This window comes from Paraburkholderia acidisoli (assembly GCF_009789675.1).
Classification (GTDB): Bacteria; Pseudomonadota; Gammaproteobacteria; order Burkholderiales; family Burkholderiaceae; genus Paraburkholderia; species Paraburkholderia acidisoli.
The window spans coordinates 1587136-1601946 of the sequence record NZ_CP046913.1 but is presented as its reverse complement, the minus strand read 5'-3'; the positions used below and the strand labels follow the sequence as shown (position 1 = coordinate 1601946).

The following is a 14811-nucleotide window of genomic DNA, read 5'->3' as shown; positions in this document are numbered from 1 at the left end:
CGAACCCGCCCGGGCGTGACCGGATGGCTCGGGCGCCGTGGCGTCCGGCTCCTCATGCGCGGCCAGCGCCTTGGCCTGCGCGTCAGGCGCGACTGTTAACGTTCCCCTTTATTCATCGCAGGACCGCCCATGTTTGTCGATTCGCATTGCCACATCAACTTCGAGGGCCTCGCCGACCGGCTGCCGCAGGTGCTCGAAAACATGCGCGAGCAGGCCGTCACGCACGCGCTGTGCGTTTCCGTCGACCTGGAAACGCTGCCGGCCGTGCTCGATATCGCGAGCCGTCACGAGAACGTCTACGCGTCCGTGGGCGTGCATCCCGACCATGAAGACGTGCGCGAGCCCAGCGTGGCCGAACTGATCGAACTGGCCGCGCATCCGAAAGTGGTGGCGATCGGCGAAACAGGGCTCGATTACTACCGGCTCGGCGAGCGCACCATCGCCGACATGGAGTGGCAGCGCGAGCGCTTTCGCACGCATATTCGCGCGGCGCACGCCACCGGCAAGCCGCTCATCATCCACACGCGCGCCTCCGCCGACGACACGCTGCGCATCATGGAAGAGGAGCGCGCGGGTGAGCCGGGCGGCGTGATGCACTGTTTCACCGAAGCGTGGCCGATCGCCGAACGCGCGCTCGCACAGAATTTTTACATTTCGCTGTCGGGTATCGTGACATTCAAGAGTGCGACCGAGGTGCAGGACGTCGCGCGCCGCGTGCCCATCGAGCGTTTGCTGATCGAAACCGACTCGCCTTACCTCGCTCCGGTGCCATTTCGAGGCAAACCCAATGAACCTGCGTACGTGAGCCATGTCGGAAGATTCATTGCACAGCAGCGTGGGCTGCCGGACGCCGAACTCGGCGCTGCGACTTCGCAGAATTTTTTCCGGCTCTTCAAGATTCCGGCCACGGCCTGATCTCGACTCGCATGCTGTCAAAGGTGTTTGATATCAACGAGATAACAGATAACGTTAAGGCTTGACATGAACTCTAAAATGCTGGTTTCCACCGCTCGCTCCGCTCGCCGTACCGCCGCCGCGCTCCTGCTCGGCGTGGCTGCCACCGTGGTGGGCGCGGGCGTCGCGCACGCCGCGCCGATCGATTCGCTCGTCAAAAGCGTGAAATTCGACGACGACAAGGGCGTCGAAAAGGCGCTGGCCAACGGCATGGACCCGAACGCCACCGACGACCAGGGCATGCCGCTGCTCGTGCTCGCCGCGCGCGAAAAGTCGGACAAGGTCGGCGCCGTGCTGCTCGACAATCCGAAAACCACCATTAGCGCCGAAGACCGCGCGGGCGAAAATGCGCTCATGCTGGCCTCGCTCAACGGCGACGTCGACTTCGTGAAGCTGCTCATCACGAAGGGCGCCGAAGTCAACAAGAAGGGCTGGACGCCGCTGCACTACGCGGCCGCGAACGGCAACGACGACGTCGCCAAGCTGCTGGTCGGGTATTCGGCCGACGTCAACGCGCCGTCGCCGAACGGCACCACGCCGCTGATGATGGCCGCACGCGGCGACCATCTCACGACGATCGACTTTCTGCTCCAGCACGGCGCCACGCTCGGCGCGAAGAACCAGATCGGCATGACGGCGCTCGATTTCGCGCGCCAGTACAAGGCGCCGGACGCGATCAAGGATCTCACGGCGCGCTTCACGCAGGCGGGTTTGCCCACGGCCAATATGGCGCCGCCGCAAAACAGTGCAAAATAATGGGGATTGGCGGCCGCATGCAAGACCGGACCACGCGGCCGCCTTCTACAACAAGACAAGGAGAACCATGCTGCGGGTTCTGATCTGTGCGGGCGCCATGGCGCTGCCGCTTTCGGCCTTCGCCTTCACGGCGAGCGACCTCAACCGGCTCTGCACGAAAACCGACGTCGCGTCGCGCAGCGCGTGCGCGGCCTATATCGAAGGCGCCGCCGACGGCATCTTCAACACCATCGACGCGATCGGCGGCACGACCGGCCCGCGCGTCGGCCAGTACTTCTGCCTGCCGGCCGATGCGCGCTCGGCGCAACTCACCGACGCGGTGCGCAAGTACATCGCCGACAACCCGAACGTGGCCGGCTACAACGCGAGCACGGCCATCTCGCTCGGGCTCGGCAAGGCGTTCCCCTGCAAGACCGGCAGTTGAGCCGCACTGCGCGGCTTGAGCCGGTCGATCGGCTCGATCGGCTCGATCGGCTCAAGCCGATTCGCCTGCCCCTGACGTAACGCGCGCGGCGGACTTCGTCCGCCCGCCCACCACGCGATGCGCCCCGCGCGCACCGTCGTGCGACGCGGCCGCCGACCCGCCTGCCTGTGTGGGGACGGCTCCCGCCGCGTCACCCCAGGCGCTCCAGCACCGCGAGGCGCGCCGCCTCGCACCAGGCGCCGCCTTCGTCCGCGGGACTCGCGCCCGTGCCGCTTCCCCGTGTTGCCGCAACGCTCCGGAGGACCTGGCCGCAGATGCCGACTTTCGACGACTTTTCCCGCCTCGCCGACGGGCCATTGGAAAACTGGCTCGGTACCTTGCTCGTGAGCGCCTGCGCGCTCGTTGTCGCCGTGGCCGTTCATTGGCTCGGCGGCCGCGTCGCGCGGCGCATCGCCCGGCCGTATCCGCGCGTGAGCGTGTTCGTGCGCTACGTGCAGAAACCCGCGCTCGCCGTCCTGGCCGTGCTCGCGGTCGAATCCGTCTGGTGGCAGGCGCCCGACACGCTGCGCTTTATCGGCGGTCTGCGCGAACTGTGCGCGTTCGCGCTGATCGGCGCCATCACGTGGCTTTCGGTGCGCTGCGCGGCGGCTATCGGCGAGGCCATCGTGGCCGCGCATCCGCTCGATATCGCCGACAACCTGCAGGCGCGCCGCATCCACACGCAGGCGCGCGTGCTGGCGCGAACGGTGATGGTGCTCATCATCATCGCCGGGGTGGGCGCGGCGCTCATGACCTTCCCGAACGTGCGGCAGATCGGCGCGAGCCTGCTGGCTTCGGCGGGCGTGGCCGGTCTGGTGGCCGGTATCGCGGCACGCCCCGTGCTTGGTAATCTGATTGCCGGTTTGCAGATTGCGATTTCGCAGCCGATCCGTCTCGACGACGTCGTGGTGATCCAAGGCGAGTGGGGCCGTATCGAGGAAATCACGGGCACGTACGTTTCCGTGCGGATCTGGGACCAGCGGCGCTTAATCGTGCCGCTTCAATGGTTTATCGAGAATCCGTTCACGAACTGGACGCGCAGCAGCGCGCAGATCATCGGTTCGGTGTTTCTGTGGCTCGATTTCCGCATGCCGCTCGCGCCGCTGCGCGAGGAACTGGCGCGCATCGTGGAACACGCGCCCGAGTGGGACAAGCGCGTGCAGGTTTTACAGGTCACCGACACGAGCGAGCGCGCGATGCAGTTGCGCGTGCTCGTGAGTTCCGGCGACTCGGGGCTCAACTGGGACCTGCGTTGCCGCGTGCGCGAAGGGTTGCTCGATTTCGTCAACGAGCACTATCCGCAGTTCCTGCCGAGGGCGCGTGCGGAACTCGCGGCCGAACTCGAAAGCAGCGCGGGCGAGGTGCCGGCATTCGTGCGGCGTCCGGCGCGGCAGGCGGCGTCCAGTACGGCCGCGCATACCGAGGCCGATCCGGTCGCGCATGGCGGTCGCGGCGCGTTGAGAGCGGTGCCGGCCAGCACGCCGGGAAGCGCGGCGGGAAGTACGGCGCGGCGCGATGCGAGCGATCACGCCGCGCAGGCTGACGACGACCGCGAAGCGTGCGAAGCCGTCGCCGAAGGGCGCCGCGAGGGCGGTTGACGACAGTGACAGGCGAAGGCGACCGAAGAAGGCGATCGACGCCGGTAGCCGGGAAACGAAGCCAATATCGAGAGCGGTTGCGCGAGGTCCGGGGCGAACGCAGGCACGACCGGCAGCCGGATATAACAAGCGGAGGTAGAGCAAGATGGGCAGATTGATAGTCGTCTCGAATCGCGTGGCCACGCCGACCGAAACCAAGGGTTCGGCGGGCGGTCTGGCGGTTGGCGTGTTTGGCGCACTGAAGGACGCGGGCGGCGTGTGGTTCGGCTGGAGCGGTGACGTGGTGAGCGAAACGGTGGCGAATGCCGGGCCGCAACTCGTCGAGGAAGACCCGGTTACGTTCGCGACGGTCGGCCTCACGCGCAAGGACTACGACCAGTACTACCGCGGTTTTTCCAACGCCACGCTGTGGCCCGTCTTTCACTATCGCAACGACCTCGCGCGCTACGAGCGCGACGAGTACGCCGGTTACCGGCGCGTGAACGCGTGGCTCGCGCACAAGCTCAAGAAACTCATCGAGCCCGACGACAACATCTGGATTCACGACTATCACCTGATTCCGTTCGCCGAGGCGCTGCGCTCCGAGGGCGTGAAGAACCGCATTGGCTTCTTCCTGCACATTCCGTTTCCGTCGCCGCAGGTGTTGCAGACCATTCCGCCGCACGAGGAACTCGTGCGCTCGCTGTGCTGCTACGACCTGCTCGGTTTCCAGACGCGCAACGACCAGCAGGCGTTTCACGACTACATCGCGCGCGAGGCCCACGGCAAGGTCGTGGAGAGCGGCGAGAACAAGGAGCACGGCGAGATCGAGGCCTACGGGCGCAAGCTGCGCACGGGCGTGTACCGCATCGGCGTGTTCCCCGACGAGATCGCCGAGCAGGCCGCGCGCTACGAAAGCCGCCAGCATGTGCTCGACCTCAAGCAAAGCCTGGAAGGCCGCAAGCTCATCATGAGCGTGGACCGGCTCGATTACTCGAAGGGGCTCGTCGAACGCTTCCACGCCTTCGAACAACTGCTCGAGCAGGCGCCCGATTGGCGCGGCAACGTCACGCTCGTGCAGATCGCGCCGCCCACGCGCTCGGACGTGGCGAGCTACAAGGCGATCCGCGAGGAACTGGAGCGGGAGGCGGGGCGCATCAACGGCCGTTTTTCGGGCCTCGACTACACGCCCATCCGCTATCTGAGCCAGCAATACGACCGCTGGAAGCTGATGTCGCTGTTTCGCGAATCGCAGATCGGCTTCGTCACGCCGCTGCACGACGGCATGAATCTCGTCGCAAAGGAATACGTGGCCGCGCAGAATCCGAACGATCCGGGCGTGCTCGTGCTGTCGATTTTCGCGGGCGCGGCGGCCGAGTTGTCGGGCGCGCTGTTCGTGAATCCGCACGATTCGGCGGGCATGGCCGAGGCGCTGCAAACGGCTCTCGGCATGCCGCTCGACGAACGCAAGGCGCGCTATCACACGAACATGGAAGCGCTGCGGCGCAACGATCTGGGCGTGTGGCGCGACACCTTCCTGAGCGATCTCGCCTCGGTGCCGCAGCCGACCTGACGTGTCCAACCGATGCGCCGGTGAATTACCGGCGACATGCTGGCCCGGCGCATCGTGGCGCCCATCGGCGGCCGCGAGTTGCGTATGATCGAGCGTTCCGCGCCATGACGCGCGCTCACGACGCCCTCGCATGCTAACCACGCTCGCCATTGCCAACTACCGCTCGCTGCGCGAACTCATCGTGCCGCTCGGCGCGCTGAACGTCGTCACGGGGCCGAACGGCAGCGGCAAATCGAATCTCTATCGCGCATTGCGCCTGCTCGCGCTCACCGCGCGCGGCGGCGTGATTCCGTCGCTGGCGCGCGAGGGCGGCCTGCCATCGACGCTCTGGGCCGGTCCGGAACGCTTTTCGCGCGCCGTGCTCGCGGGCGAGCAGCCCGTGCAGGGCACGGTGCGCAAGGACGCGGTGAGCCTGCGTCTCGGCTTCGCGGGCGACACGTTCGGTTATGCCATCGATCTGGGCTTGCCGCCGCCTTCGACCACCTCGCAGTTCACGCTCGATCCCGTCATCAAGCGCGAGTGCATCTGGAGCGGCCCTGTGCTGAGACCTTCAGCGCTGCTGGTGGACCGCCAGGGACCGGCGATCCGGGTGCGCGACCCGGAAGGCGAGTGGAATACGCTCGCGCAGCCCGTGGCCAGCTTCGACAGCATGATGACCGAGTATGCCGACCCGCGCGGCGCGCCCGAGATGATCGCGGTGCGCGAGCAGATCCGCTCGTGGCGTTTTTACGATCATTTCCGCACCGACCAGCACGCGAGCGCGCGCCAGGTGCAGATCGGCACGCATTCGCCCGTGCTCGCCGACGACGGCGCGAATCTCGCCGCCGCGTTGCAGACGATCCGCGAGATCGGCGACGCCGAGGCGCTCGATCATGCGATCGGCGACGCCTTTCCGGGCGCGCGCGTCGAAATCGTCAATCACGAAGGGCGCTTCGAAGTGGCCCTGCGCCAGGAGGGGCTGCTGCGGCCGTTGCGCGGCGCGGAGTTGTCGGACGGCACATTGCGTTATCTGCTGCTCGCGGCGGCGCTGTTGAGCCCGCGGCCGCCCGGTCTGATGGTGCTCGACGAACCCGAGACCAGCCTGCATCCGGACCTGCTGCCGTCGCTGGCGCGGCTGATCGCGCGGGCTTCGGCGCAATCGCAGGTGGTGGTGGTTTCGCACGCGGCGCGGCTGGTCGCGGCGCTGGAGCGCGAGGCGTCGAGTCAGTCGATCGTGCTCGAACGGCGGCTGGGCGCGACCGGTTTCGCCGACCCCGATGCGATCGACAGCCCCGCCTGGAAGTGGCCGTCAAGATAGGCAAACCTCGGTTGTTTCGGCATGTAACACCGTATAGAAATTGAAAGACCGGCGGCGCGAGGGCGCGGTATGCCGAATAATGGGATAGCTGCGGCGACGTTGGCTTTGGGTTTGGCTTGGGTTTGACTGGCTTCAAACCCGGATCCGCCGTGTTCCGGCGCGATTTCCGAGGGCGGTGCTGGAAGGCCACCGCAAGGCACGCCGGGTGCTTCAAGCTGGAACAGATTCGCCCCGACGTTCGATAACGACGTTCGATGAAACGTGCAGGCTCGACCGCCGCACGACCCTGCACGACCAAGCGGCCCCGTTTTCTGGAGACTCCCGATGAGAATTGCGCAGATCGCCCCGCTGACCGAATCGGTACCGCCCAAACTCTATGGCGGCACGGAACGCGCCGTGTCGTACATCACCGAAGCGCTGGTCGATCTCGGGCACGACGTCACGCTGTTCGCCAGCGGCGATTCGGTCACGCGCGCCAAACTCGAACCCGTGTGGCCGCGTGCGCTGCGTCTCGATCCGAGCATTCGCGACCGTATCGCGCCGCACATGCTGCTCATGGAGATGGTGCGCCGCCAGGCCGAGCAGTTCGACGTGTTGCATTTTCATATGGACTACTACTCGTTCTCGGTGTTCAAGCGCCAGGACACGCCGTTCGTGACGACGCTGCACGGCCGTCTCGATCTGCCCGAGCAGCAGCCCGTGTTCGACACGTTCAACACCGCGCCCGTGATCTCGATCTCGAACGCCCAGCGTCAGCCCATGCCGCAAGCGCGCTGGCTGCGCACGGTCTATCACGGCCTGCCCGAGGACCTCTACACGCCGCAGCCCGTCGAGCAGCGTTATCTGGCGTTTCTCGGCCGCATCTCGCCCGAAAAACGCGTGGATACCGCCATTCGCATTGCCGGGCGTTGCGGGCTGCCGATTCGCATCGCCGCGAAGGTCGACGAGGCCGACCGCGAGTATTTCGAACGCGAGATCCGGCCGCTGCTGGACTTGCCGCACGTGGAGTTCGTGGGCGAGATCAACGACAACCAGAAGGCGGAATTCCTCTCGGGCGCGCATGCGCTGCTGTTCCCGATCGACTGGCCGGAGCCGTTCGGTCTCGTGATGATCGAGGCAATGGCGTGCGGCACGCCGGTGGTCGCGTTCAACCGCGGCGCGGTGCCGGAAGTCGTGGACGACGGCGTTTCGGGTTACATCGTCGAGGACGAGATCGGCGCGGTGGCGGCCGTCAATCGCATCGCCCGCATGTCGCGCGCGGGCGTGCGCCGCCGCTTCGAAGAGCGCTTCACGTCGCACCGCATGGCGCAGGAATATGTGCAGGCGTATCAGGCCGTGATTCGTGCGAACAAGCGTTCGCGCTTCAAGGTGATCGACACGTCCACGAGTTGAGCTTCGTGCACGTGCCGCACAGGGCATCCGTCGCGCCTAAAGATCGAGCTTGTTGATCTTCGTGCCGCCGAGCGAGAGATCGCCGATCAGGCCGCTGTTGGTGAGCACGAAGACTTCCACGGGTTTGGTGGCCGTGGTGGTATCGATGGAACCGTTCGCGCCGATCTTTACGAGCGCGACGGAGGCATCGCCGCCCGCCGACCAGCCGTTCGAGGCGCGGAATTTATCGAGCGCGTCCTGCGTCATGAACAGATAGACGACCGACTTCGACTGCACGCCGAGCGTGGCGCCGATCGAACCCGACGTCGTGCTGTAGTAGCCTGCCGTGTTGCCTGCCACGCGCAGCGCGCCGTCGCCGTGCTCGCCGCCTACGCCGATGCCCGCCTGAATCACTCTCGGAAACACCAGAATGCCGCGCGCCTTGCCGACCAGGTCCTGCGAGCCCGGCACGGTCTGATAAAGGCGCGAGAGGGTGCCGTCCACGCCCGCGTCGATGGCCTGGGCGCGCGAGGCGTTTTCGGAAGCGTCGGGGGCCTGGCGACCCGTCATGGTGCAGCCGGCAAGGGCGGCACCTGTTAGCGCGATCGCGACAGAAGCTTTCAAAATGAAGCGAGATGCGGTCATCTTGTTCTCCATTTGGGTTCCGGGCGCCGTGGGTTGCGGCGCTCATCCGCATGGTACCGAGATTCGATCCGCCTCTCGCGATAACCGGGCAAGGTGTCGTTCAGCACCACCCGGTTCCTTCGTCTTCGCTCAGTGCTCCGCGGCCGTGGCAGGCTTGGGCGCAGGGCGGCGCAGCGCGCGTTTGACGCCGCCGAGCACGATGCCGATACCGAGCAGCACCAGCGCCGGCACGACCCAATAACCCACGAAGGCATGCCAGAGATAGCTCGCGAGCGTGGCGCGGCGCACCTGATACTCGCGTTCGGCTTCTTGCTGATGCGGCGCGTTGGCGGCAAGCACTTCGGCGGGGCAGCCCGCCGCGCGCGCCGTTTCCGGCGTGCCATGGCAGCGCAGCGGGGCACCGGCGTTGCGTTCGGCGTCGGTGAACGTCCAGCTGGTGAGCGCGCGTTGCAGGTCCGCGCGGTTATACGCCATTTCGTCCTGAATCTCGCGTACGGCAACGATCATCACCGGCACGAGCCAGAAGACCATCACCAGCATCCAGCGCCGAAACCAGCGGTTCTTGTGTCTCCATGCCATCTACGCCTCCGTTCGATGCGGTTCGTATCGACGTCGAGCATCCTGTGAAGGCGGCGGCCCGATGGCTTATGCATGCATGTAGATAGTGAAGGGACCGCCGCTTGAGTCATCATAGGTGAAAAACGGCGTGCACGATGCGGGTGAAAATGCGTGTAAATCGGCGGGATTCATGACGGCGGCCGAATCGTTCGGACACCGGAATATCACGGGGCGCGATCGTCGCAATGCACAAAAAAATACGCCGCAGCGATTGCTGCGGCGCACGGTGTTCGACGCGCTGAGCGAGAAGCGACGCTTATTGCAACATGACGGGATAACTAACGTTGGCGCGCGTCGAGATCGGTGGGGGCGATACGCGTGCGGCTCAGCTCTTCGTCGACAGACACTGCTTCATGAAGGCCTTGCGATCGTCGCCTTTCTTGCCGGTGGCTTGCGTGTTGCACGACTTCATGCGCTCCTGCTGCGTCATGGTCGGCGCCGGGGCGCCCGCGGCCGAGAGACACTGCTTCATGAAGGCCTTGCGGTCGTCGCCTTTCTTGTCGGCGGCCTGTGTGTTGCAGGTCTTCATCTTGTTCTGCTGGCTATTGGTAGCGGGGGCAGCAGGGGCAGCGGTCTGGGCGAAAGCCGGCGCGGCCAGCACGCCGCCCAGCACGACTGCAGCAATGAGGGATTGCATCTTCATCGTTGGACTCCCATGGGATTTGGACGTTGTCGGTAGACGTGCGGCCAGGCCGAAGTGCCGGTGTTGCGCCTCGCGCGGTCACCATTATGGCAAAGCCGCCCTTAAAACGATGTGGCAGCGGCTTCGGTTGACGCGGCGCTGCTGCACAATGCGCATTGGCCTTCGCGCGGCGCCAGCGTGGTGCCGGCCAGGCATACGCGCCACGTGCACCCCATGCGCCCTATGCGCGCGCCCAATCCTCAGAGGAGAACGCCCATGCATTACCTGCTGATGTACGAACTCGCCGACGACTATCTCGAGCGCCGCGCGGCGCATCGCCACGCGCATCTCGCGCTCGCGTGGGCGGCGGCGGAGCGCGGCGACCTGCTGCTCGGCGGCGCGGTTGCCGATCCCGTCGACACCGCGCTGCTGCTGTTTCAGGGCGACAGCCCGGCTGCGGCCGAAGCCTTCGCGCAGGCCGATCCCTACGTGCACGCCGGGCTCGTGAAGCATTGGCGCGTGCGGCCGTGGCAGACGGTGGTGGGCGAGGGCGCATCGAACCCGGTGCGTTGAGGCGCTGGCGCACGGCCTGCCCAGCGGATGCGCCGGTGAAAACCCCGCGCCTCGTGTGACGTTTCCATTGCACGCGCAGGGTCATTTGCATACGCGGATTTCTCGTTTGGCGCGTGCGTGCCGGCTCGCTACGATGGCGGCATCCGCCACCGAAGAGGCTCCGTCATGTCCGAATCCGTTGCCTTCAACCCGCGTGTGATCGAACCGGTCGTGCCCGATGCGCCCGATGGTCTGGGCCTCGCCGTCGAGTTATGGCTCGCGCGTCCCGTGGACGGCATCGCGGGGCGCGCGGTGCGGATTCATCTGCGGCACGGCGCGCGCATGGAGCAGGCCGAAACGCTGCGCGATCTGCTGCATGCCGTGGCGATCGATCTCGTGGTGTCTTGACGCGCGGCGCCCGGCCGACCCGCGCGGGCGCCCCCAGCGAAGGGTCAATCGAGCGCCGTGGCGAACAGCGCGTCGAGCAGATTGGACGTGGATGGGTCGGCGAGCCGCGTGAGCGACTCCACCATGCGCACCTGGCAATCCACGAGCGGCAGCATGCGAATGCGGCGCGACTCGCCGAATTCCGCGTGCGCGATCACGCCCACGCCCACGCCTTGCGCCACGGCCGTTTGCAGCGCCTCGCGGCCATCCACGTAAAGCACCGGCTGCACCTGCAGCCCCTTGCGCACGAGTTCGGCTTCGAGCAATTGCTGCGTGACCGACTGCGCCTCGCGAAACACCATGGGCTCGCGCACGAGTTCCTCGTAGGTGATGCGGCGTTTTTTGGCCGCGGGACTGTCGGCGGGCACCACGGCAACGAGCGGTTCCTCGCGCAGCACGCGCGCCTGCAGGCGGCTGTGCACCTGGCGCGCGGCCGTGATCGCGGCGTCGGCCTCGCTCGCGAGCACGCGGCGCATGCACTCGGTCGCGTTGGCAATGGCCAGTTTCACGACCACGCCGGGGTAGCGCCGCCGGAACGCGCCCACGAGCTGAATGGCGAGATCGGGCGCGTCGGCGACCAGCGCGAGTTCGCCCGATTCGAGCGCGCCCGCCGCTTCGAGCAGGCGCCGCGCATCGCGCTCGCAGCCCACCATTTGCCGCGTCACCGCGAAGAGCCTGCGGCCGAGATCGGTCAATTCGACGCCGCGCGGCGCACGCTCGAACAATTTCACGCCGAAATCCTGCTCCAGCCGCCGCACGTGGTCGGACACCGCCGGCTGCGTGAGCGAGAGCGCCTGCGCGGCGCGCGAAAAGCCGCCGTGCTCGGCCACCGCATGAAAAGCCCGCAACTGCGCATATTGCATGGCGGCGCACTCCCATAAGTTTTGTCGATATCGACATCGATTATATCGATTTTACCGATGCAATCCGCTGCGCTACCGTGTCGGCATCCACGTCACGACCGCCGCACGGAGCCACCGCATGACCCACGCCGAGCCGTATCTCCTCACCCCCGGACCGCTCACCACCGCCGTTTCGACCAAAGCGGCCATGCAGCGCGACTGGGGCTCGTGGGACGCCGACTTCCGCGCCATGACCGCCCAGCTGCGCCGCATGCTGCTCGATATCGCCGGCGACGTGCACGGCGACTACGACTGCGTGCCGCTCCAGGGCAGCGGCAGCTACTGCGTGGAGGCCATGCTCGGCAGCTTCGTGCCGCGCGACGGCCACGCACTCGTGCTCGCGAACGGCGCGTACGGCAAGCGCATCGCGACCACGCTGCGCTATCTGGGCCGCCGCCATACGGTGCACGACACGGGCGACTACCTGCCGCCGCGCGCCGCCGACGTCGAGCGCCTGCTGCTCGCGCAGCGCGACATCACCCACGTCGTGGTCGTGCACTGCGAAACCAGCTCCGGCATTCTCAATCCGCTCGAGGAAATCGCGGCCGTGACCGCGCGCCATGGCCGCCGTCTGCTGATCGATTCGATGAGCGCGTTCGGCGCCGTGCCGCTCGACGTGCGCACGCTGCCATGCGACGCGTTCGTGTCGTCGGCGAACAAATGCATCGAGGGCGTGCCGGGCTTCGGTTTCGTGATCGCGAAACAGGAGGTGCTGCGCGCGGCGAAGGGCGTGAGTCATTCGCTCGCGCTCGACGTGCACGATCAATGGGAGACGATGAACCGCACGGGCCAATGGCGCTTCACGCCGCCCACGCACGCCGTGGCGGCGTTCATCGAGGCGCTGCGTCTGCATGCGCTCGAAGGCGGCCAGCCGGGCCGCCTCGCGCGCTACACGCGCAACCGCGACGTGCTGGTCGCGGGCATGCGGGCGCTCGGTTTCGAGCCGCTGCTGACCGAGCAGTGGCGCTCGCCGATCATCGTCACGTTCTTTTCTCCGGCCGATCCCGCCTTCGATTTCACGCGCTTCTACGAGCGCATGAAAGCGCAGGGTTTCATCATCTATCCGGGCAAGCTCACCGACGTGGAGAGCTTTCGCATCGGTTGCATCGGCGCGCTCGACGCCGACGTCATGCGCGGCGTGGTGGCCGCCTGCGCCGACGCGCTGAAGGCGCTGGGCGTGCGGCACGCCGCACCCGCCGCCGCCGATGCCGGCGCACGCGCCGCGCTGGACACTTCGCTGGCCGACTCGTCAGGCACGCCGCCGGCGACTTCGCTCGCCGCCTGATTTTCACGCTTACTTTTCACGCTCATTTTTCGCAGGACGACCGCAATGAAACACGTCAAGGCAGTGATTTTCGATTGGGCCGGCACCGTGGTGGACTACGGTTCGCGCGCGCCGATGGGCGCCTTCGTCGAAACCTTCGAACAGTTCGGGGTGCCAATCACCATCGAGGAAGCACGCGGGCCGATGGGCATGGCCAAGCGTCCGCATATCGCCGCGCTGATGGCGTTGCCGCGCGTCGCGGCGGCGTGGCGCGAGCACTACGGCCACGCGCCCGGCGAGGCCGATATCGACGCGGTCTACGACGTGTTCGTGCCGAAGAACGTGGCCGTGGCCGCGCACTACAGCGACGTGATTCCGGGCGTTGCCGCCGTGACGGCGCGGCTGCGCGCGGACGGCGTGCGCATTGGCTCGACCACGGGCTACACGCGCGAAATCATGGAGCGGATTCTGCCGGGCGCGGCCGCGCAAGGCTTCGAGGCGGACAGTCTCGTGTGCACCGGCGACACGCCCGAAGGCCGCCCCTCGCCGTACATGATCTATCGCACGCTGCCGCAACTGGGCGTCTGGCGCGCGCGCGACGCGATCAAGGTGGACGACACCGAAGTAGGCATCGAAGAGGGCATCAACGGCGGCACGTGGGCCGTGGGCGTGGCGGTGAGCGGCAATGCGTTCGGTCTTTCCGAAGACGAAGTCCACGCGCTCGCCCCCGACGAATTCTCGCGCCGCCGCAGCGCGGCCGTGGAACGCCTGCGCGCGGCGGGCGCGCATTACGTGATCGACAGCGTGGCGGACCTGCTGCCCGTGGTGGGCGAGATCGAGGCGCGTCTCGCGCGCGGCGAGCGGCCCTGAGTTCCCTGTCTGGCACGACCGCACGCGAGCCGTGCGGTAACATGGGCGCCCCGTCAAAACGCCGTTGCCCATGAAGACGTTTCTGCTGTTCGTCGTCACCGCACTCGCCGAGATCGTCGGCTGCTATTTGCCGTGGCGCTGGTTGCGCGAAGGCGCGAGCGCCTGGTGGCTGATTCCCGCCGCGGCCTCGCTCGCGCTGTTCGCATGGCTGCTCACGCTGCATCCCACGGCGGCGGGGCGCACCTACGCCGCGTATGGCGGTGTTTACGTGTGCGTGGCGATCCTCTGGCTCTGGGGCGTCGAGGCGATCCGGCCCAGCGCGTGGGATTGGGCCGGCATGGCCTTCACGCTCGCGGGCATGGCGCTCATCGCGTTCCAGCCGCGCTGATACGGCGCATTTCTCGGCGCGACGCCGCGTGCTTCCTCACGCCAGCGCATTCACCTGCGGAAACTTGTCGCGGAACGCCTGCGGCATCGGCACGACTTTTTTCGCCTCGTAGTCGAAGAACACGAAGCCCGATTTCGCCATGGCGATGAGCGTGTTGTCGGCCGGGCGCGTAATGCGAAAGATGATGTCGCCGCCGTACTTGTTGAAATCCATGATGCCGACTTCGAAGGCGAGTTCGTCGCGCGCATAGGCTTCGGCGCGATAGGTCGTGGCGAGATCCGTGACGATGATGCTCACGTGGGCCGCTTTCATGTCCTCGATGCCCGCGTCGAACAGAAAGCGGGCGCGTGCTTCGGAGATCATCGAAATCATCGAGTCGTTGGCGAGATGATTCGCGAAGTTGATGTCGGTGACGCGCACCGTGAGATGCGTCGTGTAAAAGAACTGATCGTCGGGAAACTGCAGATGGATGCGGGCCATGATGCGTTGCGCGAAAGAGGGAAGGTGAGCCG

At 66.6% G+C, this 14811-nt stretch carries 16 protein-coding genes and 1 pseudogene; 12 read left to right on the top strand and 5 right to left on the bottom strand.

Going from position 1 to position 14811, the window contains the following annotated elements:
* Window positions 1-129 precede the first annotated feature (129 nt).
* The 7 genes and pseudogenes from FAZ98_RS06935 (at window position 130) to FAZ98_RS06905 (ending at window position 8012) form a co-directional block, all read left to right on the top strand.
* Window positions 130-915 carry a TatD family hydrolase gene (locus FAZ98_RS06935; RefSeq protein ID WP_158950047.1) on the top strand — a complete coding sequence of 262 codons (786 nt, stop codon included), beginning with the start codon at window positions 130-132 and terminating at the stop codon, window positions 913-915.
* A 66-nt stretch (window positions 916-981) separates the two neighbouring features.
* Complete coding sequence (locus FAZ98_RS06930; protein ID WP_158950040.1) at window positions 982-1710, top strand: ankyrin repeat domain-containing protein; 729 nt, start codon at window positions 982-984, stop codon at window positions 1708-1710.
* Window positions 1711-1777: 67 nt separating this feature from the next.
* A complete protein-coding gene (locus FAZ98_RS06925; protein ID WP_158950038.1) occupies window positions 1778-2134 on the top strand; it encodes a Rap1a/Tai family immunity protein in 357 nt (118 codons plus the stop codon).
* A 314-nt stretch (window positions 2135-2448) separates the two neighbouring features.
* A pseudogene (locus tag FAZ98_RS06920) lies at window positions 2449-3606 on the top strand (mechanosensitive ion channel family protein); the annotation flags it as partial.
* Window positions 3607-3916: 310 nt separating this feature from the next.
* The gene (gene otsA, locus FAZ98_RS06915) at window positions 3917-5323 is read left to right on the top strand and encodes an alpha,alpha-trehalose-phosphate synthase (UDP-forming) (protein ID WP_158950034.1); all 1407 of its coding nucleotides are present in this window, start codon (window positions 3917-3919) and stop codon (window positions 5321-5323) included.
* A 130-nt stretch (window positions 5324-5453) separates the two neighbouring features.
* Window positions 5454-6620 carry an AAA family ATPase gene (locus FAZ98_RS06910; RefSeq protein WP_158950032.1) on the top strand — a complete coding sequence of 389 codons (1167 nt, stop codon included), beginning with the start codon at window positions 5454-5456 and terminating at the stop codon, window positions 6618-6620.
* 324 nt (window positions 6621-6944) lie between these two features.
* The gene (locus FAZ98_RS06905) at window positions 6945-8012 is read left to right on the top strand and encodes a glycosyltransferase family 4 protein (RefSeq protein ID WP_158950030.1); all 1068 of its coding nucleotides are present in this window, start codon (window positions 6945-6947) and stop codon (window positions 8010-8012) included.
* Window positions 8013-8048: 36 nt separating this feature from the next.
* On the opposite strand, the gene FAZ98_RS06900 is transcribed toward FAZ98_RS06905, so the two are convergent.
* The 3 genes from FAZ98_RS06900 to FAZ98_RS06890 all read right to left on the bottom strand — a co-directional run bounded on the left by FAZ98_RS06900 (window position 8049) and on the right by FAZ98_RS06890 (window position 9897).
* Window positions 8049-8636, bottom strand: coding sequence for a BPSL1445 family SYLF domain-containing lipoprotein (locus FAZ98_RS06900; RefSeq protein ID WP_158950028.1), 588 nt, complete (start codon window positions 8634-8636; stop codon window positions 8049-8051).
* Between the two features lie 129 nt (window positions 8637-8765).
* Complete coding sequence (locus tag FAZ98_RS06895; RefSeq protein WP_158950026.1) at window positions 8766-9215, bottom strand: hypothetical protein; 450 nt, start codon at window positions 9213-9215, stop codon at window positions 8766-8768.
* 364 nt (window positions 9216-9579) lie between these two features.
* The gene (locus tag FAZ98_RS06890) at window positions 9580-9897 is read right to left on the bottom strand and encodes a PsiF family protein (protein WP_158950024.1); all 318 of its coding nucleotides are present in this window, start codon (window positions 9895-9897) and stop codon (window positions 9580-9582) included.
* A gap of 255 nt (window positions 9898-10152) precedes the next feature.
* Here FAZ98_RS06890 and FAZ98_RS06885 point away from each other — a divergent pair, with 255 nt between their 5' ends.
* Both FAZ98_RS06885 and FAZ98_RS06880 read left to right on the top strand, forming a co-directional pair.
* A complete protein-coding gene (locus FAZ98_RS06885; RefSeq protein ID WP_158950022.1) occupies window positions 10153-10449 on the top strand; it encodes a YciI-like protein in 297 nt (98 codons plus the stop codon).
* A gap of 165 nt (window positions 10450-10614) precedes the next feature.
* Window positions 10615-10836, top strand: a complete 222-nt coding sequence (locus FAZ98_RS06880; protein ID WP_158950019.1) for a hypothetical protein — start codon at window positions 10615-10617, stop codon at window positions 10834-10836.
* A 44-nt stretch (window positions 10837-10880) separates the two neighbouring features.
* On the opposite strand, the gene FAZ98_RS06875 is transcribed toward FAZ98_RS06880, so the two are convergent.
* Complete coding sequence (locus FAZ98_RS06875; protein ID WP_158950017.1) at window positions 10881-11738, bottom strand: LysR substrate-binding domain-containing protein; 858 nt, start codon at window positions 11736-11738, stop codon at window positions 10881-10883.
* Between the two features lie 118 nt (window positions 11739-11856).
* On the opposite strand from FAZ98_RS06875, the gene FAZ98_RS06870 reads away from it, so the two are divergent.
* The 3 genes from FAZ98_RS06870 (at window position 11857) to FAZ98_RS06860 (ending at window position 14299) form a co-directional block, all read left to right on the top strand.
* Window positions 11857-13062, top strand: coding sequence for a 2-aminoethylphosphonate--pyruvate transaminase (locus FAZ98_RS06870; RefSeq protein WP_158950015.1), 1206 nt, complete (start codon window positions 11857-11859; stop codon window positions 13060-13062).
* Window positions 13063-13107: 45 nt separating this feature from the next.
* Window positions 13108-13911, top strand: a complete 804-nt coding sequence (gene phnX / locus FAZ98_RS06865; RefSeq protein WP_158950012.1) for a phosphonoacetaldehyde hydrolase — start codon at window positions 13108-13110, stop codon at window positions 13909-13911.
* Window positions 13912-13981: 70 nt separating this feature from the next.
* Window positions 13982-14299 (top strand): YnfA family protein, encoded by a 318-nt coding sequence (locus tag FAZ98_RS06860; RefSeq protein ID WP_158950010.1) that lies wholly within the window; start codon window positions 13982-13984, stop codon window positions 14297-14299.
* Window positions 14300-14335: 36 nt separating this feature from the next.
* On the opposite strand, the gene FAZ98_RS06855 is transcribed toward FAZ98_RS06860, so the two are convergent.
* Window positions 14336-14779 (bottom strand): thioesterase family protein, encoded by a 444-nt coding sequence (locus tag FAZ98_RS06855; protein WP_158950008.1) that lies wholly within the window; start codon window positions 14777-14779, stop codon window positions 14336-14338.
* Window positions 14780-14811 lie beyond the last annotated feature (32 nt).